Here is a 25,152-nt window from a genome sequence, read left to right on the forward strand (position 1 = left end):
GGCTTCAGAATCCGGGTAGGGCGATGGCCGCTCTGCCTCACCGAACTAGAGGAGTTCTTTAAATGACAAATGTCGTCGCGCTCAACGTACCGACCCGGATTCTGCCTCTGGAGGCGCGGATTGCCGCGCTTCTGGGCTGCTTTTCTCAATCACGTCGCATCGGGGATGACGTGTTTTGGCTCAAAGAAAATGCAGAATTGTTGAATATTCTGGAGTGTACAGGACAGCCTGTGCCCGCAGAGGCCCTTCAGGTTTACGAAGGATTTTATGAACAAGCCGAAAAACGGCTGCAATTCTTTCCACAATACTACCGCTTTTTGTTGTCCCTTGCTTTGGATCTAGAGGATCTTGGAATGCCGGGTGACACAGCACAGCGTATGGTCGATTTCGCCAAATCAGAAGGTTTGGCGCAGGCGGAATTGTCGGATTTGCAACGCGCCGAGGCGCGGCGGTTGATGATTCGGCGCGGAGTTGAGCCGATCAAGGACGACGGACTCGATGACAGATTGCGTAATTTTTCAGCAAGAACGCGTACGTTTACGCTTCCAAACAAGAAAGCTGCGTATGAATTGACACATATTTCATTCTACCTGAGCGAGTATGGTCGACGTGATCCGAACCTTAGCGTAGAAGGGAAGCTGAGCTTGCATTTTGCCGGATTGACCGCTTTCTTGGATCAGAACGCTGATTTGCTCGCTGAGATTTGTATCGCTTTACGATTTTCTGGTGTCATTCCGCCGGCGATTTGGACGGATTGGTTGGAAGGCGAAACACTAGGGTTTGCGATCGAAGAGGGGGACACTGTGCCGCTGAACGATGACTATCATGAGTTTTTCGTCTGCAACTGGCATCAGGCCGTTGCGGGGGGACCTGTGTTTCGCAAAGCATTCGGAGCCGGGAGGATGCGTTTTGAGCGTCACCAACGCCCAACCGCCTTGCGTGAAATAAGCCAAGTCATGCTGTCTTTGGATGATGCCCGTTGCACAGATTGGGAAGTGATGCGCAATCGCATGACACCTCAACTGTCCCCAGAGGCGCGGGATGTTCTGAATATCGCCGCCGAAAGCAGCACCGAATTTGATGCATTTTTCGAAGGGTTCGCCCGGGCAGGCTCGGCATGAAGGCGACAACACTCGGCGCGCTGCTCGTCATTATATATACAGGTATGATGGCTGGGGCAGATGGGATTACCAAATTCATTGCTGGCGGCTATGAAGCCCCACAGCTGTTCGCTCTGTCCTCGGCCTTGGTTGTCTTGATGGCAGCAGGCGCGGCGCGCGTGACGGGAGGTGGCACACTAAAAGTCATCTCAAGGAAAGCCATGATTGCGCGGTCTGTTTTGACGGTCATTGCTGCGTTGGCGTTTTTCAAAGCCTTTATGCTTCTGCCTTTCGCTGATGTGTTTTTGTTCATCGGCTTGATGCCGTTGATTGCGGCGGCCATGTCAGGTCCGCTTCTTGGCGAAAGCCCACGCCCTTTGGCATGGATTGCTCTGAGTGGAGGGGCCTTTGGTGTGTTCTTTCTGCTTCCGGGTGGTGTCAGTGGCGCGCAAACCGGGCATCTTTGGGCCTTGGTGGCGGCCGTGACAGGGACCGGTTCGATGCTCTTGGCTCGGGTCATTGCCCGTGTTGAGCGCGCACCGCTGGCACAGGTCTTTTGGCCGAATCTGGCATTGATGCTCGCAATGGGCGTGGCCTTGCCCTTTGTGTGGCGGCCGATGACGATGGTCGATGCGGGATGGGTCGTGGGATATGCGGTGTGTTTGTTTGGTGCCCGGTACGTTGTGGCCGAAGCGTTAAGACTGCTGCCAGCCTATGTGGCGACACCTTTGATGAACCTGCAATTTGTCTGGATGGTTGCGATCGGTATGGTCGCGTTCAACGAATTTCCCGAAATGGGAACAATTTTGGGTGTGATGCTGGTGATCGCATCGGGGCTTTGGCTTGTGGTTGAAGAGAGCCTTGCTCGCAAGAAACAAATCCAGCTTGCTAGGGAAGAACAATCCCGCGTGTCAACGGCCTTTGGGAAAACCAACGTGTACCCTGCTGAATGAAGATGGCAGGGTAGCGTATTGAAGTTACATCGAAAATGATGTTCCGCAGCCACATGAACTACTGGCGTTGGGGTTGTCTATTGTGAAACGTGCCCCAATCAATTCATCGCTGAAATCAATGGTTGCTCCGGCCAAGAAGGGCAATGAAACCGGGTCAACAATGACCTTTTCGCCATCCACTTCGAGAACCAAATCATCTCCTGCGGGTGCATCAAGCTTGATCTCATATTGAAATCCGCTACAGCCCCCACCTTCGACTGCGACCCGCAAGGCCATGCCGTCATCCGCGGCACCGATCTCAGACAGGCGTTCATAGGCGCGGGGGGTCACTATTGGGGGCAATTGCATTGCGATCCTCGTGGTTTATCTTGTCCTTGGAATGCAATATATGGCGGCTTGGGACAAGCGACAAGGAGCGCACGCCATGCGCGCAACATATGCCTGCGATCCGAACACGGCGCGGGGACGGCTCTATGCAGAAGAAGAGAGCGCTCATCGCTCGTGTTTTCAAAGGGATCGCGACCGGATCATTCACTGTTCGGCCTTCCGGCGCCTCAAACATAAGACGCAAGTTTTTGTTGAACATGAGGGTGATTTTTACCGAACCCGACTGACACATTCGATCGAAGTGGCCCAAGTCGCGCGCACCATTGCCAATGCGCTGGACTTGAATACCGACCTGACAGAAGCCGTGGCGCTGGCGCATGATTTGGGGCACACGCCGTTTGGTCATACGGGCGAAGATGCTTTGGCGCTCTTGATGCAGCCCTATGGCGGGTTCGATCACAATGCCCAAACACTGCGGATCGTTACTTGGCTTGAACGTCATTATGCTGAGTTTGATGGGCTCAACTTGACTTGGGACACGCTTGAAGGGATTGCCAAGCACAATGGTCCTGTTGAGGGGGATATTCCCTATGCGCTGACGGAATATAACGCCAAACACGATCTGGAATTGCACACCCATGCCAGCGCCGAAGCGCAGGTGGCGGCTTTGTCGGACGACGTTGCCTACAACAATCATGATTTGCATGACGGGTTGCGAGCAGGATTGTTTTCCGAAGCGCAAATTATGGAGCTGCCGATTGTCGGGGCCGCCTATGCTGAGGTCGACAAGGCTTACCCAGATATTGACGCCTATCGCCGTCGCCACGAGGCGCTCCGCCGGGTGTTCGGAGTTATGGTCACGGATGTTTTGACCGAATCGCGGCAGCGTCTTGAGGGGGCAGGATGCGCGACAGCCCAAGACATAAGGGAACTGGGCCGTCCGGTCATTGCGTTTTCCGACGCCTGTTGGACGGACCTAAAAGAGATCCGCAATTTCTTGTTTACCAATATGTACCGCGCCCCATCGGTAATGGAACAGCGCCGCCGTGTGACGGTTGCTCTGAATGATTTGTTTCCGGCCTACATGGCCGATCCGTCGCGACTGCCCAATCGTTGGCTCATTGATCAAAGTGCGCTCGAGGATGAGACAACAAAGGCACGGCTGGTGGCCGATTATATCGCCGGAATGACCGATAGGTTTGCTCTTCAACAGCATGCCGAGCTCACTGGGACGGATGTTCTTGATCCAAATGGCCACAGCGGCCTTTCACCTGTTTAACCTTTGTGCCACACACATCAAAATCAATTTGGGGTAGAGTGGGTGCTCGGTGTGTCGCGCTTTCAAAACAAAGTCGCTGTTGTTGTCGGGGCCGAGCATCCTTTGGGGGCTGCGCTGTGCAAACGTTTGGCGGGGTTTGGGGCGACCGTCGTTGCTATTGGGCACGATGACACCGGCCTGCGTGGCGTAGCAAAGCACGATCCGGCCCGCATTGAACCCTTGGCTCTCCATTCTGGTTGGCGAGATATTTTGCGGCTTCTGAGCGAGGCTTGGGCTGATCAGCCGATCCACATTTACATAGATGTGATGGCGCTGTCCTCAGATGTGTCTTCCGGGGTTTTGTCCGAAGCCTTCGCCTGTAGCACTGGGCTAACTGCCGCTTTGAGAAGCGGTTTGGAAGCCGGCAAAGCCTTGGGGGTTGTGGCCGTTCCGACCGATGTTGACACCACGAAAGTGCATGGCCCTAAATCAAGCTATCGCGCTTTGTTGAAACGCTTTTCCAATGGTGCAGACCCAATTCGAATGCTTGGTGTTGGGCTGCCGGGGCGTGACCATCACTGGGCCCCGCAAGGCCTTGTTTCGGCGACCGACACTGTTTTGATGCTGTGCCATCCGGTGTCTCGCGGAGTGAAATCAGGTATGGTGATCGACTGGACCCCTGACCTGCGCTAAGACTAGGTGCGAACAAGGGCAGGGTACGACATGGCGGTTTCCACAGGTGCGGGTTTGGACCCGGTTTTAGCGTTTGCATTGGTTGGTGTGCTGGGGGTCGGAAGCCAATGGTTGGCCTGGCGTCTGAGACTGCCCGCGATTGTTTTGATGCTGGCCGCTGGCTTGGCAGTTGGGCCCGGTTTGGGTCTGTTGAACCCATCCCAGCATTTTGGCGACCTTTTGCAGCCTATGGTGGCCATTGCCGTTGCGATTATTCTGTTCGAAGGTGGGATGGTTTTGAATCTGCACAGCCTGTCGGACGCCGCCAAGGGCGTGCGCCGGTTGGTGATTGTCGGCGCACCATTGGGTTGGCTCGCGTCGACACTGGTTTTGCATTATGTTGCGGGGTTGGGATGGGCGTCATCGGCGGTGTTTGGTGGCATCATGATTGTGACCGGCCCAACGGTCATAGCCCCACTTTTGCGCCAAGCTCGGCTACAAAAACGCCCCGCAGCGTTGCTGCAATGGGAGGCGATCGTCAACGATCCTGTAGGGGCTTTGGCGGCGGTCCTTGCCTTTGAAGTTGTTGTGGTGCTCAACAGTACCGAAAGCGCCGGTCACGCCGCGCAGCAATTGGTGTTGGGTATTGGCTGCGCCAGCGTGCTGGGTGTCTTGGGCGGATGGGGCATTGCCAAATCTTTCCGTCAAGGATGGGTGCCGGAATACATGAAGATCCCAGTCTTGTTTGTTGTTTTGATTGCCGTTTTCGCGGCGTCCGACGCGGTGCTGCATGAAAGTGGATTGTTGGCCGTGACCCTTATGGGCCTGTGGGTCGCCAATTCTGACTTGCCTAGTTACGTTGAACTGCGCCGCTTTAAGGAACATGCGACCGTGTTGTTGGTTTCGGGAGTCTTCATCCTGCTATCGGCGAATATGAGCGCCGAGACCTTGGCGGCACTGGATTGGCGCGCGGCCTTGTTTGTGTTGGCGGTCATTTTTATTGCCCGGCCTTTGCCGGTCCTTGGCGCATTGGCGTTTACAAATGTGCCGTGGCGGGAACGTGCGCTGGTGGCGATGACGGGCCCGCGCGGCGTGGTTTTGGTGGCAGTTGCCGGACTGTTTGGAGAACGACTGGCGCAACTTGGTGTCGAAGATGGTGCACGGATCGCCCCTTTGGCTTTTGCCTTGGTGTTGTCGACGGTTGTGTTGCATGGGTTTACCCTGACACCTGTGGCCCGCTGGCTAGGCCTCACGGCGGGCACAACGCCGGGGGTTCTCATTCTTGGCGGCTCGCGCTGGTCTGTGGCCTTGGCCCAGGCGTTGGAAAAGCTGGGACTGCAGGTGCTTCTGGCGGACCCAAACCACGCCCATCTGCGCAATGCCCGCGAGGCCGGGGTGCCCGTGTACTATGGCGATATCCTGTCTGAAGCCGCCGAAGACCGTTTGGATTTGGTCGCCTATGACACCTTGATTAGCGCCACCGATAATGACGCATATAACACGTTGGTTGCCACGGATTTGGCCCCAGAATTCGGGCGTTCGCATGTGTTTCAATTGCGTCGGGTCCGCGAAACCAGCTCACGCCATGCTTTGCCGGTGACACTGGGCGGGCGTCCGATTGGCGGCGATGAGACCTTTTTCGAACTGAACGCTAAACTGGCCGAAGGCTGGGTCTTTCGGACGACCAATCTGACCGAAGAATTCACTGCAGATGATTGGCGTGCCCAGCATCCACAGGCCATTCCTGTCGCTGTTTTGGGCAAAGGTGGCGGTCTGCGGTTGCTTGGGCCAGAGGATACGTTGCGTGATGCAACAGGCGCGCAGGTTCTGGCCTTTGGCCCGCCGCGTGCCGATTTCCCCAATGGGCAAGCGTGAAAACCATTTGCGCCATTTGACCCTGCCGTCAGTCGTGATAGAGCAGCCCCAAGTTTCGGAGCCGACAGATGAACCTCTTTACAGATATCCGCGAGCTGGTGCTCGCTTCGATCAACGCGATGCAGGCCAGTGGTGCCCTGCCAGCTGAGCTCAACCTTGCCCCGGTCACGGTTGAGCCGCCGCGTGATCCTGCCCATGGTGATATGGCCACCAATGCCGCGATGGTCTTGGCCAAACCGGCCAAGCAAAAACCACGAGACATTGCCGAAGCTCTTGCGGCCAAACTGGCCGAAGATGATCGGATCGCCAGTGCCGATGTTGCCGGGCCGGGGTTCTTGAACCTGCGCTTGTCTTCGGACATCTGGCAAGGAATTCCCAAGGCTGTTTTGGATGCCGGACCCGATTTTGGCCGCTCAACGATGGGGGCGGGTAAAAAGGTCAATGTCGAATATGTCAGCGCCAACCCGACGGGCCCGATGCATGTTGGCCATGCACGGGGGGCGATTGTCGGCGATGCGATGGCGTCATTGCTTGATTTCGCAGGCTTCGACGTGACACGCGAATATTACATCAATGATGGGGGCGCTCAGGTGGATGTCTTGGCGCGCTCTGTCTATTTGCGCTACCTCGAAGCACATGGGCAATCCGTTGAATTTGTTGATGGAACCTATCCTGGTGACTATCTTGTACCGGTTGGTGAAGCGCTCAAGGAAAAAGTGGGTGACGCCTATTTGAACCAGCCAGAAGATGTCTGGCTGGCGGATGTTCGGGTTTATGCCACGGATGCGATGATGGATTTGATCCGCGCCGATCTTAAGGCGCTGGGTGTCGAGATGGATCACTTCTTCTCTGAGAAATCCCTCTATGGCTCAGGAAAAATCGAAGCAGCCATTGATAGCCTGCGCGACAAAGACCTGATTTATCGCGGTGTTCTTGAGCCTCCAAAAGGCAAAAAACCCGAAGACTGGGAACCGCGCGAGCAGACACTGTTCAAGTCCACCGAACATGGGGACGATGTTGATCGGCCTATCCAGAAATCTGACGGTGGCTGGACCTATTTTGCCCCTGACATTGCCTATCATTATGACAAAGTAGAACGCGGTTTTGATCTGTTGATTGACATCTTTGGCGCGGATCATGGCGGATATGTCAAACGGATGAAGGCCGCCGTTGCGGCGCTTTCGGGCGGTAATGTGCCATTGGATATCAAGCTGATCCAATTGGTGAAGTTGTTCAAAAATGGTGAACCGTTCAAAATGTCGAAACGGGCAGGGACCTTTATCACCCTGCGTGATCTTGTCGATATGGTGGGGGCCGATGTGGCCAGATTCCATATGCTGACCCGCAAATCCGATGCTGCGTTGGATTTTGATTTTGACAAGGTGGTTGAGCAAAGCTCGGACAATCCGGTGTTTTACGTGCAATACGCGCATTCGCGGATTTGTTCTGTGTTGCGCAATGCTGCTGAGCAGGGTGTGGCCACCGATGATGAGACTCTGGCCAAGGCCGATATGAGCAACCTTCACCCGGCTGAAATTGCCTTGATCGCCAAACTGGCCGATTGGCCACGTCAGGTTGAAATTGCGGCTCGGGCGCATGAGCCGCATCGTATTGCGACCTATCTTCAGGAGCTGGCGTCGGATCTGCACGGGCATTACAACCGGGGCAACAAAGAAAGCGAACTGCGTTTTTTACAAGATGACGCCAATGTCACACTGACCAAAATTGCGCTGGCGCGCTCCGTTGCAGTTGTTATTTCCGCCGGTCTTGGTATCTTGGGCGTAACTCCAGCGACAGAAATGCGCTAAAAGACGCATCCGCCGGACGACACAGGCCGCGCAATCCCGTCTAATTTCGGGGGCGCAAATCAAAATGACAGCAGACCACCGGGGCGGCACGTATCGCCTTGGGGAACACGAGGCATAGATGGCGGATTACACCTATGATGGGGCTGGTTACGCGGCACCTGCTTCTGGCAAAGTAGCAAACATTGCCAATTGGCTCGGCGCGGCGGCTTCGCTTGCGCTCATTGTTGGCGTCGGCGTTTGGGGTTATCGCGTGATGGCGCGCGATGTCAGCGGCGTTCCAATTGTTCAGGCCATGGCAGGCCCGATGCGTGTCGCGCCCGAAGATCCAGGCGGAACTCTGGCCGATCACCAAGGCCTTGCTGTCAACAATGTTGCGGGGCAGGGCGCGGCCGAGGGGCCCGCCGACCGTTTGGTTTTGGCACCGGTTCCCGCCGGGCTTGCCTCAGAAGATGTTGCCGCCGGGGCTTTGGCGGCACAGCCTGACCCAGCTCCGATGCCGATGGCAGCGTCCTTAGCCCGCGAAGCTGAGGTTATGGAAATCGAACCGGCCCCGGCATTGACCCAACCCGCCGCCGAGCTCGACCCGATCCAAGCTCTGGCCAATCAGTTGGCTGCAGATGTTGCCCCATTGAGCAATCTGGCACCGGGTGAAACCGCCCCCGTCGTGGCCACAGTTGCCAAGCAACCGGCAAGCTCAACGATTGAACAAGAACTGGCGGCTGCGGTCAAAAGAGACCTTCCACCTGGCTTGGCGCGGTCTTTGCGCCCGCGCCTGCGTCCGGCAGGTTTGAAAACGGCGGCTCTTGGTGGCGTCGCATTGGCCCCTGTGTCCGCGCCCGCCGCAGCAGCAGCCAATAGCGGAGCAACGCGAGAACTGGCAGCGGCCTCTTTGCCTGCTGGTACCCGGCTTGTTCAAGTCGGTATTTTCAATTCACCAGAAGGGGCCCGCAAAGAATGGGGCCGTTTGGACAGTCGTTTTGGCGACTATCTGGCCGGTAAGGACCGGGTCATTGAAAAGGCCAAACGCGGTGGCCGTGAATTCTATCGCCTGCGCGTCCACGGCTTTGCGGACCTGTCTGATTCACGTCGCTTCTGCGCGGCCTTCATGGCGCAAAACGTCGATTGTATCCCGGTCATGACAAAATGAGCCGCTTCGGCGCGGCTATTTTTGGCTGTGAAGGGCTCCGTCTGACGGCTGACGAAAAGCGGTTCTTCGCAGATGCGTCTCCTTTTGGTTTCATCCTCTTTGCCCGTAACGTGGACAACGCCGATCAAATCCGGTCTCTTACCGGTGAGTTGCGCGATTGCGTTGGCTGGAATGTACCGGTGTTTATCGACCAGGAGGGCGGGCGGGTTCAGCGTCTGCGCGCGCCTTTGGCCAGCGAATGGTTGCCGCCTCTGGACGATGTTATCCGGTTTGGCGATCGCGCCCCGGAGGCCATGAGGCTTCGGTATCACATCATTGGGCATGAACTGCGCAGTTTTGGGATCGACGGCAATTGCGCACCGATGCTGGATGTTGCCCGCCCAAATACGCATAAATTCCTACGCAACCGATGCTATGGCTCGGATCTGCAAACTGTAACCAAAATCGGTCAAGCGGTTGCACAGGGGCACTTGGATGCTGGTGTTTTGCCGGTGATGAAACATCTGCCCGGACATGGGTTAGCACAGCTTGATAGCCATCTCGATTTGCCACGAATTGCAGCGGATCGCGGTGCCTTGGACGCCGTTGACTTTGCCGCGTTCAAACCGTTTTCCGATTTGCCGCTAGGCATGACGGCGCATTTGGTCTTTGAGAAAATCGACCCGCAACCGGCGACCACATCGTCAAAAATGATCGACGTTATCCGGACGGATTTGGGTTTTGAAGGCTTCCTGATGACCGACGACATTTCCATGGAAGCCCTCTCCGGGAGCATCGAAGACCGAAGCTCTGCGTCGATTGCGGCTGGCTGTGATGCGGTTTTGCATTGCAACGGCAAACTGGCTGAAATGCAAGCCATCATGGAAAAAGTCGGCGCGATGACACCTCAGGCGCAAACCCGTGCTGATCAGGCTCTGACAGCACGTCAGGTGCCGCTTGATGTTGACATTAAGGCCCTTCACGCAGAGTTTGAGGCGCTTATACCATAAGAGTGCTTTGCTGAAACGGACATGACAGACACAGACAGCCCGGAACTTGCCCTTAACGTCAACGAACGCCTTGCAGCCGAGGCGTTGGTCGTTGACGTGGAAGGGTTTGAAGGCCCGCTGGACATGTTGCTGTCTATGGCGCGGACCCAAAAGGTTGATCTGCGCAAAATCTCGATCCTTGATTTGTCGCGTCAATATTTGGGCTTTGTCGAAAAGGCCAAGGCACTGCGGTTGGAACTGGCTGCTGATTATCTGGTGATGGCGGCGTGGTTGGCGTTTTTGAAATCCCGATTGCTCTTGCCGCCTGACCCGACCGAAGAAGGCCCCTCCGGCGAGGATTTGGCCGCGCATCTGGCGTTTCAATTGGAGCGTTTGCAGGCAATGCGTGATTGTGCGGCGCAGCTTATGGCGCGTGACCAAAAGGGCAGGGATTTCTTTGTGCGTGGCGTGCCTGAGCATCTCGAACGAGTGCGTCGGGTCAAATATACCGCTACGTTGATTGATCTGATGCAGGGCTATGCCCGTATACGAACCAAAGATGAATTTCGCCCGTTTGTCATGGACCGAGACAAGGTGTTTACCATGGAAATGGCGCTGGACCGGATGCGCGGAATGATTGGGTTCTCGGGGCAATGGACCGATATTTTGTCTTACCTTCCAGAAGGTTGGGATGATGACCCGGTCAAGTGGCGCTCGGCAACGGCGGCTACTTTTGCGGCTTCTTTGGAGTTGGTAAAAGAAGGCAAAGCCGAAATCCAGCAATCAGAAAACTTTGCGCCAATTCAATTGCGCCGAAGGGAGATTCCGCGTGAGTGAGGCCCCCGAAGTGACCCCAAACGATAGCCTGTTTGATGCCCCACCGATGGGCGAACAGGAACGTATGGTTGAAGCGATTTTATTCGCCAGTGCAGATCCGGTGACCGTCAAGGAGCTTGAGGATCGGATGCCGCATGGCTGTGATGCTGCGGAGGCATTGGTTTATTTGCGCAAGCGCTATGAGGGGAGGGGTATTCACGTCGTCAAGGTTGGGGATGCTTGGGCCATTCGCACCGCGCCCGACCTTGGTTTTCTCATGCAACGTGAAACTGTCGAAACCCGCAAGCTAAGTCGGGCTGCGATCGAAACCTTGGCGATTATTTCGTACCATCAACCGGTTACCCGCGCCGAGATCGAAGAAATCCGCGGTGTTGGGGTGTCGCGAGGCACGATTGATCAACTGCTCGAGATGGAGTGGATCAGGTTTGGCCGCCGTAGGATGACGCCAGGCCGCCCGGTGACCTTTGTCGTCACGCAGGAGTTTTTGGATCATTTCGGTCTTGAGAGCGCTCGGGATTTGCCTGGGCTGGCCGAGTTGCGCGCGGCAGGTTTGCTTGAAAGTCGCCCCTTGGCGGCGGGCATGCCGCAGATGGGGGACGGCGATCGGGATGCGGAAGAAGAAACCGACGAAGGCCAAAGTGAATTGTTTGAAGACTGACTTCGCCGGAAGATCGGCCCCTATAAATATCTGATAGATATGGTATTAAGGGCAAAAGAGTGGAGGGTATCCGAGCATGAATGCCAACCAAATTGTGACTATGGTCACCCGCATGTTTTTACGTAAAGCAGTGAAGACGGGCGTTGATGCCAGCTTCAAACATGCAGCAAAGCTGACACAAGCGCCCGCTCAAACGAAGCGTGACAACGAGAGAATGTCTTTGGCAGACGAGCCTTCGGAACCTGTTGTTCAAGAGGGGCCAAGCCGCGAAGAGGTGCGAAAAGCGCGGCGAGAAAGGCGCGCGATCCGGGAAAAGCGCCGCGAAAGACGCGCCCGAAAAGGGCAGGATCAAACAGAAATCTAAGTGTCTTAGGCTTTGAAATGCTTGGAGAGTTTCAAGCCTTGCCCTTGATAATTCGAAGCAATACCAGCCCCATAAAGGGTCTGGGGCACTTGGGACATACGCTCATACACCAATCGCCCGACAGTCTGTCCATGTTCGAGCACAAACGGCGCTTCATGGCAGCGCACTTCAAGCACACCGCGGGCCCCTGTTCCTCCGGCGGCGGCATGACCGAAACCGGGATCAAAAAAGCCTGCATAATGGACACGGAATTCGCCGACCATCGCCAAGTAGGGGGCCATTTCAGCTGCGTATTTGGGGGGAATATGAACCGCTTCACGGCTAACTAGGATATAGAACGCGCCGGGATCCAAAACCAATTGGCGGCTATCTGTACGCAGGTCATCCCAAAAATCCGCCGGATCATATTGCCCGATGCGATCGAGATCAATCACACCTGTATGCGGCTTGGCACGATAGCCCACCAGATTGCCTTCGCCGGGTTTCAGATCAACCGAAAAACCGAGTCCCTCACTGATGACTGCCGGTCCGCCCGCCACCAAAACATCAGAGGTGTGCAGGTCGCGAATTTCCTGATCGGTTAAAACGGATTGTCCTTGGCGAAAGCGGATCTGGTTGAGTCGCATGCCGGGCCGAACCAGTACGGAGAAAGATCTTGGGCAAATCTCAGCATAAAGAGGGCCAGTGTACCCAGCTGGAATACGATCAAATTCGACACCACCGTCGGTAATGACCCGCGTCAAAAGGTCGAGACGGCCTGTGGAACTTTTGGCGTTTGCAATCGCCTGGATATCGCCTTCAAGCGCCAACCTTTCCATCAGAGGCACAACATAGACACAGCCCTTCTCGAGCACAGCTCCCTCGGACAGGTCGATCCTGTGCATCTCGAACTCGGCAAGGCGATCTGTGACGCTCTGACCTGCGCCGGTCAGAAAAGACGCACGGACACGGAAAGCAACATGCCCCAATCGCAGGTCAAGGCTTGCCGGTTGTACCTGACCATCGACAAAGGGTTTTTCGGCGGCCAAGGCCCCGTTCTCAATCAGAGTTTCAATTTGCTGGCTGGCCAGAACACCGGTCATAAAACGCCTCCCTTTGACTTGCCGACATGAATAGCAAGCAAGGCATAAAAGGAACAGGCCAGATCAGCGCAGTTGCCTCGACTGTCTCAGCTGATCGTGGCCTTGTTTCCCAACTGGGTTATTTCCAACAGATTGGTTTTGGCCATCGCATCGCCGATGCAAAAGCGCAATGTCGCCTCGCCTTCTTTGTCATGATAGCGGAGCTGGATGTGATGATTGCCGGGGGCCAGATCAACCTGTTTGGTCATCTGTCCGTTGTCCCTGGATGCCTCATTGTCCAACAGAAGGGTGCCGTTAACCAAGACCCGAGCCAGTTTCGGGGCCTGCAAGGTGAAATCGTACGTCCCCCCTCCGGGACTTTGCAGCAAACGGTCGTATTGCGCTGTCAAATCTTGATAGCTGGGCGAGTCAGGCACGCCGGAGTTAAACTGAGTGACTGATTGGAACTCGGATGTCATACTAGCCTCGCACTTCGTCGGTTAAGAACGGGCCATTCATACAGGGACTCCCCCTGTGGAACTGCGAAAACAGCATTGATAGCCCCAAAGCTCAGATATTCTGAGCCACCCTTGTGGCAAATCATAGAAAATGGGTGGTTAACGTCAAGAATTAGCCAGCTAACACACTGTTTCCAAACAGCGCAAATGGTTAACGAAACGGTTTACAGGCCTGTGTCAAGATGTCTGCGTACGACTGCGCAAAGAGGCGAGCTCTTGTTCCTCTTCAGCAAGGAGCTTTCTGAACGCGTCCAGGGTGACAGGCTTGAAAATACTGCGTCCGACCGAAAGACTTCTGGCCGAGGCAATCATTTTTGCCGCCAACAAGGTGACGTCGCTACCGCCTGTGATAAACCTAATTCGCAAGGGGCGATTGATATCAACGATATCATCAATCACTTCGATGCCGTTCATTTCCGGCATATTGATATCAACGAGCGCAAAAGCCGCGCCGTCGTCAGATCTCAACTTTTCCAGCAGTTTCACACCGTTACTGCAAATTGTAACAGTCCAACCTTCTCGAATTGCGACTGTCGCAAGATAGTCCGCAAACTCTTCATTATCATCGGCAATATAGAGATGGCCCATATAGTGCATCGGCAATTTAACTGCCGCCTTTTGCTTTCAATTCCATCGCTTTAATTACCGACGATACAGGGTTTTACCATTCAATCAAGTTTGGGATGCACAACCATTCAAAGTTGAGGCGTTTTTTTTGCTCAGCTCAAAGATTCAGTCCAAACAGGAACGGTTTTGAGACAACAGGCTAGAGGACAATGAATTGCAAGTTCGTCCTCGCCTGGGTGGCGGAAATAGTAGTGAAGTGAAACGCTTTATGCGTTTCAATGGTCGGGCTAGCAGGACTCGAACCTGCGACCTTCCGTCCCCCAGACGGACGCGCTACCAGACTGCGCCATAGCCCGACGTGTCGGAGTTTCATAATGGATTTCATAGCAGGGGCAACCCCCTGCGTGAGAAAAATCCATTTTCCGACCAAGTTACTCTTGGGCGCGTTTTTGTTGAATGGCACGCAAGTCATCACAGTGGGCACGAAGCGCTGTTGTGTGATCAGCCGGGATGGTTTCGATGCGTGCCAAAATACTGAGTAGGGCAGGGCGTGCCAGCGGCTGTTCAACAATCAGATGGTCCGCCACTTGCGAGTCATCTTCTTCCACGAGAGGCACATCGTCGATCGCAATTTCATCTGTCGGGCTTTCCTCAACCCCATCGGCAGCGTGCTCGTCCAGCTCGGGCGCGACTTCAACGGTCTCAGATGGCGACATATCGGCCTCTGGGGCTTCGATGTCTTCAATCGGTTCATATGATTCAGATTCGTCACTGACATCGGGCTCTTGCGCTTCAGTGTCTTGGGCAAGATTTGCTGGTTCTGAAACAGCAGATTGATCGTCCTCTTCGGCGTCGTGTTCCTCAAACTCGGGTTCTTTAACGTCCGGCGCTTGGTCTGTTGTGATTTCAGGAGAAGTTTCCTCTGCCGGATCCGAATCGTTCTCTTCTACGACATTAGAATCGGCAGGTTCTTCAAGGGCATCGGCAGCAGGCTCGCCTGTCTCTTCAGGCTCGGCCTCTTGATCGTCTGGTTCGGACGTCCTGAGTTCCGAAACTCCGTCAGCCTCCAGGGCTGCGTCCAAATTCTCGTCGTCCTCTGCCGGAACGTCAGTTTCATCCTCAAGGATAGCAGGAGGTTCAAGGTCAGGTTCAGCAGCGTCTGAAAGCTCCTGTCCCTGCTCCGCAAACATATCGGCAGTACGCTCTGGTTCAGCCTTTTCCGTGCCGGGAAAGGCGACGACGGAGTCTGGAACGTCAACTTCGACAAACGGTGCGTCTTCGATCACTTCGCCTGACGCCGATGTCCCGTCGTCGTCGACTTGGATCGTGTTCAAAGACGACACATGGCGAACACCTTGTTCGCGCAGCACCTTTTGCACGCCCTTGATGGTCATCCCATCTTCGTGCAGCAACCGTTTGATTCCACCCAGCAATTCCATGTCGGCCGGTCGGTAATACCGTCGCCCGCCAGCCCGTTTTACGGGCTTGATCTGGGTGAATTTACTTTCCCAAAAACGCAATACATGCGCCGGCGTTTCCAACCACTCCGCAACTTCGGAAATGGTGCGAAACGCATCTCGGGACTTCGCCATAAGTCAGGCCTCAGTTCTTGTTACCAGCTGCCACGCGGTCTTTCATCAGGTGCGATGGGCGGAAGGTCAACACGCGGCGCGGTTGAATTGGGACTTCTTCGCCTGTTTTTGGATTGCGGCCAACGCGGGCCGCCTTGTCGCGTACTGAAAACGTACCAAAGGACGAGATTTTGACTTGCTCGCCTTCAACCAATGAATCCGACATATGCAAAAGCACAGCTTCTACCAAATCTGAGCTCTCGTTGCGTGACAGTCCCACTTCGCGAAAGACAGCTTCGCTGAGATCCATACGTGTCAGGGTCTTTTCACCCATGTTCATCCCTCCCGGTTTTCACAGGAGATTAGGCGAGGCACAAAAGCCAAGTCAATATCAATAGGTTGAAAGTGACGCTTTATCAAAGAAGTAAGGCGTTACCAGCGCAAAACGACGGCTCCCCAGGCCAATCCGCCGCCGATTGCCTCAGTAACGATCATGTCACCTTGCTTGATTTGGCCACGTTCTTTGCCCACCGACAGTGCTAGGGGAATCGATGCCGCAGAGGTGTTGCCATGATCTTGGACAGTCACAACGACTTTGTCGTGACCAAGCCCCAGCTTTTTGGCGGTGCCGTTGATGATACGGATATTAGCCTGATGGGGGACGATCCAGTCGATTTCGTCGGCGGTCATGCCGATTTTGCCCATGGCTGTATTGGCGGTCGACGCAAGTTTTTCCACCGCATGACGGAAGACTTCCTTGCCTTGCATACGCAAATGGCCGGTGCTGTGGGTGCTGACGCCGCCATCAACATATAGAATGTCTTTGTGGCGACCGTCCGAATTTAGATCCGTTGCCAGAATCCCGCGATCTTCTTTGGTGCCGGTCGCGTCTTGGGCTTCCAGAAGCAAAGCACCAGCGCCATCGCCAAACAACACGCAGGTGCCACGGTCTGTCCAGTCCATCAGACGTGAAAACGTCTCGGCCCCAATAACCAGCACCCGGTTTGCCTGACCTGATACGATCAAAGCGTTGGCATTGGCCAAAGCATAAACGAACCCGGCGCAAACGGCTTGCACGTCAAACGCAAACCCCTTGGTCATACCAAGCGCGGCCTGAACCATGGTCGCAGCAGAGGGGAAGGTGAGGTCGGCGGTTGACGTCGCCAATACAATGGCATCCACGTCATCAGCCGTTAGCCCAGCATCTGCCAAAGCGGCAGTTGCCGCGCGTGTCGCAAGGTCAGAGGTGGTTTGGCCTTCCGCGGCAAAATGACGGCGTTCAATTCCAGAGCGGGATTTGATCCATTCGTCCGACGTGTCCAAGGTTTTCTCAAATTCCGCATTTTCTACAATGCGGTCTGGCAAATAGTGCCCAACCCCGATCACGGTGGCGCGAATTGTCATGTCTTACTCTTGTCCTGTGTCTCGCGGTTTTCCGCCGCGTCATTTAGGGCCAGCTCAGTGGCAGACGCAACCCGTGCGGCCAGACGATCTGCAAAACCGGCATTGGCAAGCTCATAAGCCAACTTCACGGCAGCAGAAACACCCGTTTCATCTGCAGAACCGTGTGACTTTACAACCGTGCCGTTAAGGCCAAGGAATACGCCGCCATTGACGCGACGCGGGTCGACCTTCTTTTGAAACCGTTTGAGCGGGGACATGGCCATCAATCCGGCGAGACGTGCCAACATTGAATAGGTAAAGGCCCCTTTGAGGTGGTCGCCGATAAGCTTGGCCGTGCCTTCACCGGTTTTCAGCGCGATATTGCCGGTAAAGCCATCGGTGACGATCACGTCACAGCGTTTGCCAGGGATATCTCCACCTTCAACATAGCCAACGAACTCAAATTCGGCACGTTCTGCATTGGCCTCGATCAGGTCATATGCCTCTTTGAGTTCGGGAAACCCTTTGTTTTGCTCGGTCCCGACATTCAAAAGCCCAACCCGTGGGCGTTTGAGGTCAAGCCCGTTGCGCGCATAAGAGGTGCCCATCAAAGCGTATTGCAAAAGATCTTTGGCATCCGCGCGAATATCTGCCCCGACATCTAGCATCACGTTGAACCCCTGAGGGTTACGAGAGGGCCATAGGATGGCAATGGCCGGGCGATTCACCCCCGGCAGTTTGCGTAGGCGGATCATCGACAGCGCCATCAAAGCCCCTGTGTTTCCGCAGCTGACTGCGACAGTGGCTTCTTTGTTTTTAACTGATTCCAGAGCCGACCACATGGAGGTGCCCTTGCCATTTCTCATGACCTGGCTGGGTTTGTCTTCCATGCTGACAACGCCTTGGGCGCTTCGAATCTCACAGCGTCCATCAAGCGCGCGGCGCTTTTGGACAAGCTTTTTAAGCTCCGGCTCTGGACCATGTAGGATAAAGTCCAAAGTCGGATTTTTTTGTGCAGAACGCGCAATACCGGCGACAACAGCCGCCGGTCCTCTGTCACCGCCCATGGCGTCAACAGAAATCACGATCCGGTCAGAGCCAGCCCCGCTTTGCGTTTCACTATGATCCTTCAAAGAGGTCATACAGGCCGGCCTGACAGATTATTATGCTGCGTCTTCGTCCAGCTCGACTTCGTCAGCCTGAGCAATGACTTCGCGTTCTGCGTAATGACCGCAAGACGGGCAAACGTGGTGTGGGCGTTTCAGCTCACCACAGTTGTCACATTCATTGGGGTTTGCAGCAACCAGCGCATCATGCGCACGGCGGTTGTTGCGACGCGATTTGGATACTTTGTTCTGCTGGACAGCCATGTCTCAACCTTCTTTACGTATGAGGGAGGCTGCGGCCTGCCCAGTGTTATCCGATGTCTCCGGCCTCTTAACGCCAAGCGTAGGGCGGACACAAGCGTAGTGTTCTCATGAAGGCGCGAAAATACGCAGTACGCCCGAAAGAGCAAGATGATTCTCAGCTTTCTCCGTCATCTTTCTGCATTTTATTGCGCAACGCCGCCAGTCCAGCAAATGGGCGCATGTCTTCGTCATTCATAGGTGTGACCCCATCGGCGGAAAATTGCGCGGTTTCGATCTCGGCGCCATCAACGCGCGGATAGCTGGGAAGGGCCAGTGACAAGGCTTCGGCAAGAATCGCCTCAAGGTCGATTTCGTCTCCCAATTCTTCGATGTCATCGTCTTCTGACATTTCGGTTTCGGAGCCTTCTTCGGCGGACTTCAACTTGTGAGCAGGAACAAAACTGCGTGTAACATCGGTGTCGATGCGCGTTGTGACCGGCTCAAGCGTAACAATACAAGACTGCACGGCCGTGGCCCCAAGTTTTGCCTTGAGCCGCCAGTCATTGCGGCCTTGTGGGGTGATTTCGCCAATAAAGCGGATTTTACGCAAGGATTGGGCGTTTAGCTCTTGGGCCAAAGCGTTACGAAACTCGGCGTTCGGCTCCAACAAAAACGGTGTCGCCCCGGTTTGCCGAAGCTCAGAAACGGGGATTTGTGGGGCGGTAGGGTGCTTTGGCGGCATCTGGTCGGGTTTTCCTGTGCTTGAATGACGGGCATTCCTTATGTAAGTCGAATAGGAGGCGGAGCTGGCCAAAGCAAGGGGGCGCAATGCAGGGGACTATAGGAACAGCGAAACTCGCGGTTGCGGGGCTGGTGCTTTTGGCACTTGGGGCCTGTACATCGCAGTATCGGTCCCATGGCTACGTGCCTCCCGAGGAAGATTTGCAACAAATCGTTCCAGGGGTGGATACGCGGGCTTCTGTAGAGGATGTGATCGGCGTGCCCGCTGCATCCGGCGTTTTGCGTGACAGCGGTTATTACTACATCGAATCGGAAGTGCGCCATTTTGCTTGGAAACGCCCGACTGTGATCGACCGACAGGTTTTGGCCATCACTTTTGATGAAGCCGGAATTGTTGAGAACTTGGTCACCTATGGGTTGGAAGACGGCAAGGTTGTGCCACTCACGCGTCGGGTTACGGTGTCTGGTGACGGTGACATTGGCTTTATTCGCAAACTATTTGGCAATATCGGTGGGCTGAGCGTCGACCAGTTGGTCGGCGGCTGATCTGACCAGAGACAGTCATGACGCTTGTTCGAGTTGTCATGACATCGTCATTTCAGCGTCCTAACACGGGTCAAACATGAGGCGTAGCAGCGCATGATCCAACTGGCCAAGGGACGATATGTGGCGCGTGAAGCGACATGCGCCTCTGATATTGAGCGTGTGCAACAGCTTCGCGGACTGGCCTTTATGCGCCCCGGTGGCGTGGACGCGGATCAATTCGACGAGATTTGCGATCACATCATGATTGAAGATCACGAGACAGGTCACTTGGTCTGTTGTTTTCGGTTTCTGCCGCTCCCCAATGGTCGTGAAATAGGTCGCAGCTATTCAGCGCAGTATTACGAACTGGCAGGGCTACAAAGTTTTGCTGGGCGCATGGTCGAAATGGGGCGGTTTTGCAGTCATCCTGATTGGGTCGACCCGGACATCCTGCGCGTAGCTTGGGGGGCGATGACCGCCTATGTTGATGCACAAAAGGTTGAATTGCTCTTTGGGTGCGCGTCTTTTGCGGGGACGGATGCCGAAGAATATTACGACGCTTTTGCGATGCTAAGCGAGCGTCATTTGGCACCGCGCCGCTGGTTGCCGCAGATCAAAGCGCCCAAAGTGTTTCGGTTTGCAGACAAGTTGCGGCGAAAACCGGATGCCAAAAAGGCAATGCTTCGCATGCCACCGTTGCTACGGACCTATCTTATGATGGGCGGTTGGGTCAGCGACCACGCTGTGGTGGATGGTCAAATGAATACGCTGCACGTGTTCACCGGCGTTGAAATTTCGGCAATCCCTCCGGCTCGAAAAAGGCTCTTGAGAGCCGTTGCAGGATAGCCGCCACCAAAACCCCTGCATGGGTATTGCAAATTCGGTTATGGAATTTGGGGTGCCGCGTCTTGACGTTATGCCCGACACAGCCTAGCGCTCTGATCATGGCTGTATCTCCACTTCTCCAACTCTCCGCTGTTTCCCTGACCTTTGGGGGGGAACCGGTTTTTGATGACCTGTCTTTAAACGTGCAACCGGGCGATCGCGTCGCTTTGGTTGGTCGGAACGGTTCAGGAAAATCCACTCTTTTGAAGGTAATGGCGGGCATCGTTGAAGCGGATCGCGGTGATCGGGTTGTGCCAATGGGCACCTCGGTGGGTTACATGGAGCAAGACCCGGACTTGTCGGGATATACCACGCTGGGGGATTTCGCTGCTGCAAACCTTGACCCATCCGAGATGTACAAGGTGGAACGCGCCGGCGAAGGGTTGAAATTTGACCCCGCGCGTTTGGTTGAGGTTGCTTCGGGGGGCGAGCGTCGTCGGGCGGCTTTGGCGCGCCTGATGGCTGAGGAACCAGATTTGATGCTTCTGGACGAGCCAACAAACCATTTGGACATTGAAGCGATTGGATGGCTCGAAGACGAATTGAAGTCGACCCGCCGCGCCTTTGTTTTGATCAGCCACGATAGACGTTTCTTAGAAGAACTGACACGTGCGACGCTATGGATCGACCGGGGCCAAGTGCGCCGTCAGGAAAAGGGCTTTGCCGATTTTGAAGCTTGGCGTGACAAAGCCTGGGAAGACGAGGATATGCAGCGCCATAAGCTAGATCGCAAGATCAAGGCAGAAGCGCGTTGGGCTGTTGAGGGCATTAGCGCCCGCCGCACCCGGAACCAAGGCCGGGTGCGTGCGTTGCGTGATCTGCGCAAGGAACGCAGTAGTCAGATCAGGCGGCAGGGGCAGGCGGCGATGGCGCTGTCTGCGGGCCCGAAATCTGGCAAAAAGGTCATTGATGCCAAAGGTATTTCTCATTCCTTTGGTGAAAAAGAGATCGTGCGCAAACTGGATCTCACTGTGCAACGCGGGGATCGCATTGCCTTTGTTGGCCCCAATGGTGTTGGCAAAACCACCTTGATCAAAATCCTGACCGGCGACATCGCTGCGGATGAGGGCACCGTTAAACTTGGGACAAATCTCATCCCGGCGATTTTTGATCAATCTCGCGCCCAGCTTGATGGCGATGTTTCGCTCTGGGATAGTCTGGCGGGGGACAAAGAAATTGGCGTGTCGGGCAAGGCTGATCAGGTTATGGTACGCGGCGAGCCGCGCCATGTTGTTGGCTACCTCAAGGATTTCTTGTTCGACGAGCGCCAAGTGCGCGCGCCGGTTCGGTCGCTGTCGGGTGGTGAAAAAGCCCGGTTGTTGCTCGCCAAGCTTATGGCGCGCGAATCCAACATTCTGGTGCTCGACGAACCGACAAATGATCTGGATGTTGAGACGCTGGATTTGTTGCAAGAGCTTTTGGATGATTACGACGGGACGGTTTTGTTGATCAGCCACGATCGCGATTTTCTGGATCGGGTCGCCACGACCACAGTCGCCATGGAAGGGCGCGGTCAGGCTGTGGTTTATGCCGGTGGCTGGAGCGACTATCAGGCCCAAAAGGCCGGAGCGGGTGATCTTAAAACACCTGAAAAAGCCGCCGAAAAAACCAAACCCAAAAAGGAAAGCAGCCAGCCAGCCTCGCAATCAAACAAGTCGCAGGGGCTGTCTTTTACCGAACGGCATCGTCTTGAGGCGCTGCCAGCGGAGATTGACCGGCTGACGGCTGAGATTGCCAAGCTCGAAGAGTTTATGGCCGATCCAGATTTGTTCCACAAAGAGCCGGTGAAGTTCCAGAAAGCGACCGAGGCCTTGGTTGAAAGGCAAGCGGCCTTGGCGGCTGGGGAAGAAGAGTGGATGGAGCTTGAGGAAAAGGCAGAACAGGAGCGATAACGCCTATGTTTTGCTGCCGTCTGAAAGGCCCAATACCCGTGCCAAGATCGGCATCGTGATGATGGTCATGATAATGCGGGCGACGTGATGCAGGCTGACCAAAGCCGGGCTCGCGGCAAGGCTGAGCGCGATGACGGCCATTTCTGCCAATCCGCCCGGTGCATAGCTCACAAAGAGCGGGATAAACCCGATGCCGGTCAGCGTGTTTAACAACGCTGCAAACAACACGGTCAAAGCAAGCATCGTCGCGACAGACACATGGCTCAGCCATAAGGCGTTTTTCAAGAGGTGACGATCGACTCCTTTGAACCGCAATCCCAAGCTGACACCAATCACCATTTGCGCAGCCGCCACGAGCCAAAACGGCAAATGAATGCTTGTTAGACCGCTGAGGTTTAGTGCCGCCGTGATCAGCAATGGCCCGGTCAACGGAGCGGCGGGCAGGCGAAGTTTGGTTGCGCCCCACATGCCAACCAAGGCGATGGTCAGGATCACAACGATGTCGGCAAGGGTGTTGGGTTGTCCAGCTTGATCAAGGCTTTGACCTGCTGCACTGCCAACCGGGTGGCCCATCCACAGGGATAATCCAAGCGGAACCCAAATGATCACGACAATCACCCGCAAGAACTGTTGAACCACCAAGATTTCGATTCTCGCGCCAGCCGCTTCGCCGAGCAAAACGCTCTCAATGAGCCCACCAGGAGCCGATGCAAAGAGCGCGGTCGCCCGGTCATATCTGCCAAGATATTGAAAAATTGCCATATTTACCGCAAATGCGCACAGGATGTAGACCAAAAGAAGGCCCAGCGTCAGCGGCAACTGAGATGCAAGAGACATGAGCTCAGGGGTGACTTGTGTCCCAACCATCACCCCAATCAGCCCGACAAAGACAGTTCGAACAGGTGTTGGAAAGGCGTAGTCCGTCAAAACGGGCGGCATTTTGACCAAGACGATAAGCCCCGAGCTGAGCAAGGCACCAATCATCCAAGGCATGGGCAATGATAGAAAAGATGCCACCAGCCCACCGAGGAAACCAAGGCCCAAAAGACCAAGCGTTATCGCTGCTGAGCGTGACGAAAAACCAGAAAAGAAAGCCATAGCTTGCCATACGCCCAGCCATCATCAAGAGCAATCGCAAGGGCGGTTTTTGACAGAACAATCCAACTACGCTTGGTGGAGGATGCCGATTGTGACGGCTAAACTTGTGTCGCGACCCGTGCCGCAGCAACCGCGAGATGGGCCGATGCCGCGACACCATCCACCAAGACGACGTCAGTTCTCGTTGATAACGTGCGGTGATGCATGGCCATGCCTGCGCAGCCTAGAATGATCGTTCGACAATTGGTGTCGTGTTTGGCGTCGCGAATGGCACCGGACAGGTGTTCCAGCATGTCTTCGCCCCCATCTTCGATGTCCAAAACGGCCAATCCGCTGGCCCGAACACAGGCGCAGGTGTCATTGAAGCCAGACGCGACAAGATTGGCCTTGATCACCGGCACGGCTTGGGCGACCGAGGTGACAATGCCGAACTGGCCGCCGATCAACGACGCTACAGTAAAGGCGGATTGGCCAATGCCCAGAACCGGGCAGGTTGCGATGGCGCGTGCTTGGGGCAGGGCGGTGTCATCAAAACAGGCGATAACAATGATGTCCGCGCCCATGGTTTGGGCTTTGTTGACAAGGTTTAATACGCCGGGAACAGCCTTCTCCCCGTCGGTTGGTCCTTCGATGGCAGCCGGGCCATCGGTGTTGGTCAATCCGGTGATTTTGGCCTGAGGCACGGCGGTCTTGGCGACGGCAACAACACTGTCAGTCATGGCCTGCGTCGCATTTGGATTGATATAAACAAGGTGCATCAGACGGCCTTTCCGGCGTCCGAGCCAGCGCGGGTCCGGCGTTTGCCCAGGACCCAAACGATCACCAAAAAGACGGCGATAATTGCCAAGGAAAACAGAGTGGTCAGCGTCCCCAGCGCATATATGACAGGGGTGGTGACATTGGTGGTCATGCCGAAAATCTCAAGCGGAAGCGTGTTGTAGCTGCCAGCGGTCAACAGTGTCCGCGCGAATTCGTCATAAGACAGTGTGAAGCCAAACAAGGCGACCCCAATGAGGGACGGCGCAATAATCGGAAGGATCACATGGCGGATGATCTGCCAGGGCGTTGCGCCCTGATCGCGGGCCGCTTCTTCGTAAGATTTATCGAACCGGTTGAAGACCGCGAAGATAATCAACAACCCAAAGGGCAAGGTCCATGTGAGTTGGCTTCCATATCCAGACGTGGCCCAATGCACATCGAACCCCAATTGGTTAAAGATCAGACCAACCCCCAGCGAGATCAAGATCGAGGGGATCACCAGTGAGGTAATGGCCAGATAAAACAACACGGTAGATCCCGCGAATTTCTTGCGAAACGCCAATCCGGCGCTGACAGAAACCACCACGGTTGTGACCATCACCATTAGCCCAAGAGCAAGAGAACGACGGAAAGACCCCCAAATATCTCCAACGGCCTGTTGTTCAAAGAGTTCCCTGAACCAATTCAGCGACACGCCGCGCATGGGAAAGGTCAATCCGCCGGATTCGCCCTGGAAGGACAAAATGCCGATGGTGAGTGTGGGGCCGTACAAGAACATCAAGAAGACGCAAAAGAATGCCGCGAGAAGGTAGAAGGATCTGGGCCGATTTTCCAAG

Annotated in this window: 27 protein-coding genes and 1 tRNA gene; 14 read left to right on the top strand and 14 right to left on the bottom strand. The window is 55.2% G+C overall.

The annotated features are described in order from the left end of the window. Window positions 1-62 precede the first annotated feature (62 nt). Entirely contained in the window at window positions 63-1,121 is a 1,059-nt protein-coding gene (locus ACRBB0_RS13420; RefSeq protein WP_431374949.1) for a DUF6902 family protein, read from the top strand. Beyond that, complete coding sequence (locus tag ACRBB0_RS13425; RefSeq protein ID WP_431374950.1) at window positions 1,118-2,053, top strand: DMT family transporter; 936 nt, start codon at window positions 1,118-1,120, stop codon at window positions 2,051-2,053. Before ACRBB0_RS13420 ends, ACRBB0_RS13425 begins: the two co-directional genes overlap by 4 nt. A gap of 24 nt (window positions 2,054-2,077) precedes the next feature. On the opposite strand, the gene ACRBB0_RS13430 is transcribed toward ACRBB0_RS13425, so the two are convergent. Next, window positions 2,078-2,401, bottom strand: coding sequence for a HesB/IscA family protein (locus ACRBB0_RS13430; protein ID WP_431374951.1), 324 nt, complete (start codon window positions 2,399-2,401; stop codon window positions 2,078-2,080). Between the two features lie 76 nt (window positions 2,402-2,477). Between ACRBB0_RS13430 and ACRBB0_RS13435 the strand changes: the two genes are divergently transcribed. From ACRBB0_RS13435 to ACRBB0_RS13475, 9 genes are all read left to right on the top strand, one after another. Next, window positions 2,478-3,659: a deoxyguanosinetriphosphate triphosphohydrolase gene (locus ACRBB0_RS13435; RefSeq protein WP_431374952.1), complete on the top strand. Its 1,182-nt coding sequence runs from the start codon at window positions 2,478-2,480 to the stop codon at window positions 3,657-3,659. Window positions 3,660-3,710: 51 nt separating this feature from the next. Continuing rightward, window positions 3,711-4,331 (top strand): hypothetical protein, encoded by a 621-nt coding sequence (locus ACRBB0_RS13440; protein ID WP_431374953.1) that lies wholly within the window; start codon window positions 3,711-3,713, stop codon window positions 4,329-4,331. Between the two features lie 30 nt (window positions 4,332-4,361). Further along, on the top strand, window positions 4,362-6,185 hold the full coding sequence (locus ACRBB0_RS13445; protein ID WP_431374954.1) for a cation:proton antiporter: 1,824 nt from the start codon (window positions 4,362-4,364) through the stop codon (window positions 6,183-6,185). A 68-nt stretch (window positions 6,186-6,253) separates the two neighbouring features. Continuing rightward, window positions 6,254-7,993 carry an arginine--tRNA ligase gene (argS, locus tag ACRBB0_RS13450; RefSeq protein WP_431374955.1) on the top strand — a complete coding sequence of 580 codons (1,740 nt, stop codon included), beginning with the start codon at window positions 6,254-6,256 and terminating at the stop codon, window positions 7,991-7,993. A gap of 118 nt (window positions 7,994-8,111) precedes the next feature. Then, window positions 8,112-9,140, top strand: coding sequence for an SPOR domain-containing protein (locus tag ACRBB0_RS13455; RefSeq protein ID WP_431374956.1), 1,029 nt, complete (start codon window positions 8,112-8,114; stop codon window positions 9,138-9,140). Continuing rightward, window positions 9,137-10,129: a glycoside hydrolase family 3 N-terminal domain-containing protein gene (locus tag ACRBB0_RS13460; protein WP_431374957.1), complete on the top strand. Its 993-nt coding sequence runs from the start codon at window positions 9,137-9,139 to the stop codon at window positions 10,127-10,129. The genes ACRBB0_RS13455 and ACRBB0_RS13460 overlap by 4 nt, the downstream gene beginning before the upstream one ends. 21 nt (window positions 10,130-10,150) lie before the next feature. After that, window positions 10,151-10,945, top strand: coding sequence for a segregation and condensation protein A (locus ACRBB0_RS13465; RefSeq protein WP_431374958.1), 795 nt, complete (start codon window positions 10,151-10,153; stop codon window positions 10,943-10,945). Between the two features lie 46 nt (window positions 10,946-10,991). Continuing rightward, complete coding sequence (gene scpB / locus ACRBB0_RS13470; protein WP_431375283.1) at window positions 10,992-11,603, top strand: SMC-Scp complex subunit ScpB; 612 nt, start codon at window positions 10,992-10,994, stop codon at window positions 11,601-11,603. A 76-nt stretch (window positions 11,604-11,679) separates the two neighbouring features. Beyond that, entirely contained in the window at window positions 11,680-11,967 is a 288-nt protein-coding gene (locus tag ACRBB0_RS13475) for a hypothetical protein (protein ID WP_431374959.1), read from the top strand. Between the two features lie 5 nt (window positions 11,968-11,972). Here ACRBB0_RS13475 and ACRBB0_RS13480 read toward each other — a convergent pair whose 3' ends face one another. The 10 genes from ACRBB0_RS13480 to ACRBB0_RS13525 form a co-directional block, all read right to left on the bottom strand. Next, a complete protein-coding gene (locus ACRBB0_RS13480; RefSeq protein WP_431374960.1) occupies window positions 11,973-13,049 on the bottom strand; it encodes a 2'-deoxycytidine 5'-triphosphate deaminase in 1,077 nt (358 codons plus the stop codon). A gap of 86 nt (window positions 13,050-13,135) precedes the next feature. Further along, on the bottom strand, window positions 13,136-13,507 hold the full coding sequence (locus tag ACRBB0_RS13485) for a hypothetical protein (RefSeq protein WP_431374961.1): 372 nt from the start codon (window positions 13,505-13,507) through the stop codon (window positions 13,136-13,138). Between the two features lie 216 nt (window positions 13,508-13,723). Then, entirely contained in the window at window positions 13,724-14,134 is a 411-nt protein-coding gene (locus ACRBB0_RS13490) for a response regulator (RefSeq protein WP_431374962.1), read from the bottom strand. A 258-nt stretch (window positions 14,135-14,392) separates the two neighbouring features. Then, window positions 14,393-14,469 (bottom strand) — tRNA-Pro (locus tag ACRBB0_RS13495). 75 nt (window positions 14,470-14,544) lie between these two features. Beyond that, complete coding sequence (locus ACRBB0_RS13500) at window positions 14,545-15,705, bottom strand: MerR family transcriptional regulator (protein WP_431374963.1); 1,161 nt, start codon at window positions 15,703-15,705, stop codon at window positions 14,545-14,547. A gap of 10 nt (window positions 15,706-15,715) precedes the next feature. After that, complete coding sequence (ihfA, locus tag ACRBB0_RS13505; RefSeq protein WP_431374964.1) at window positions 15,716-16,018, bottom strand: integration host factor subunit alpha; 303 nt, start codon at window positions 16,016-16,018, stop codon at window positions 15,716-15,718. A 98-nt stretch (window positions 16,019-16,116) separates the two neighbouring features. Continuing rightward, on the bottom strand, window positions 16,117-17,088 hold the full coding sequence (locus ACRBB0_RS13510; RefSeq protein ID WP_431374965.1) for a beta-ketoacyl-ACP synthase III: 972 nt from the start codon (window positions 17,086-17,088) through the stop codon (window positions 16,117-16,119). Further along, window positions 17,085-18,209 carry a phosphate acyltransferase PlsX gene (gene plsX, locus ACRBB0_RS13515; RefSeq protein WP_431374966.1) on the bottom strand — a complete coding sequence of 375 codons (1,125 nt, stop codon included), beginning with the start codon at window positions 18,207-18,209 and terminating at the stop codon, window positions 17,085-17,087. Before plsX ends, ACRBB0_RS13510 begins: the two co-directional genes overlap by 4 nt. 21 nt (window positions 18,210-18,230) lie before the next feature. Then, a complete protein-coding gene (rpmF, locus tag ACRBB0_RS13520) occupies window positions 18,231-18,437 on the bottom strand; it encodes a 50S ribosomal protein L32 (protein ID WP_097804076.1) in 207 nt (68 codons plus the stop codon). Between the two features lie 154 nt (window positions 18,438-18,591). Beyond that, window positions 18,592-19,158: a YceD family protein gene (locus ACRBB0_RS13525; RefSeq protein WP_431374967.1), complete on the bottom strand. Its 567-nt coding sequence runs from the start codon at window positions 19,156-19,158 to the stop codon at window positions 18,592-18,594. An 86-nt stretch (window positions 19,159-19,244) separates the two neighbouring features. Between ACRBB0_RS13525 and ACRBB0_RS13530 the strand changes: the two genes are divergently transcribed. The 3 genes from ACRBB0_RS13530 (at window position 19,245) to ACRBB0_RS13540 (ending at window position 22,459) form a co-directional block, all read left to right on the top strand. Then, complete coding sequence (locus tag ACRBB0_RS13530; protein ID WP_431374968.1) at window positions 19,245-19,703, top strand: outer membrane protein assembly factor BamE; 459 nt, start codon at window positions 19,245-19,247, stop codon at window positions 19,701-19,703. Window positions 19,704-19,796: 93 nt separating this feature from the next. After that, window positions 19,797-20,528 carry a GNAT family N-acetyltransferase gene (locus ACRBB0_RS13535; RefSeq protein ID WP_431374969.1) on the top strand — a complete coding sequence of 244 codons (732 nt, stop codon included), beginning with the start codon at window positions 19,797-19,799 and terminating at the stop codon, window positions 20,526-20,528. Window positions 20,529-20,626: 98 nt separating this feature from the next. After that, entirely contained in the window at window positions 20,627-22,459 is a 1,833-nt protein-coding gene (locus ACRBB0_RS13540; RefSeq protein WP_431374970.1) for an ABC-F family ATP-binding cassette domain-containing protein, read from the top strand. Window positions 22,460-22,462: 3 nt separating this feature from the next. Here the strand turns inward: ACRBB0_RS13540 and ACRBB0_RS13545 are convergent, their stop codons facing one another. From ACRBB0_RS13545 to ACRBB0_RS13555, 3 genes are all read right to left on the bottom strand, one after another. Next, on the bottom strand, window positions 22,463-23,557 hold the full coding sequence (locus tag ACRBB0_RS13545) for an AbrB family transcriptional regulator (RefSeq protein ID WP_431374971.1): 1,095 nt from the start codon (window positions 23,555-23,557) through the stop codon (window positions 22,463-22,465). Between the two features lie 98 nt (window positions 23,558-23,655). Beyond that, window positions 23,656-24,315: an aspartate/glutamate racemase family protein gene (locus ACRBB0_RS13550; RefSeq protein ID WP_431374972.1), complete on the bottom strand. Its 660-nt coding sequence runs from the start codon at window positions 24,313-24,315 to the stop codon at window positions 23,656-23,658. Beyond that, window positions 24,315-25,151 (bottom strand): ABC transporter permease, encoded by an 837-nt coding sequence (locus ACRBB0_RS13555; protein ID WP_431374973.1) that lies wholly within the window; start codon window positions 25,149-25,151, stop codon window positions 24,315-24,317. Before ACRBB0_RS13555 ends, ACRBB0_RS13550 begins: the two co-directional genes overlap by 1 nt. Window position 25,152 lies beyond the last annotated feature (1 nt).

Origin of the sequence: Pelagimonas sp. (assembly GCF_050633425.1) — a bacterium.
Lineage (GTDB): Bacteria > Pseudomonadota > Alphaproteobacteria > Rhodobacterales > Rhodobacteraceae > Pelagimonas.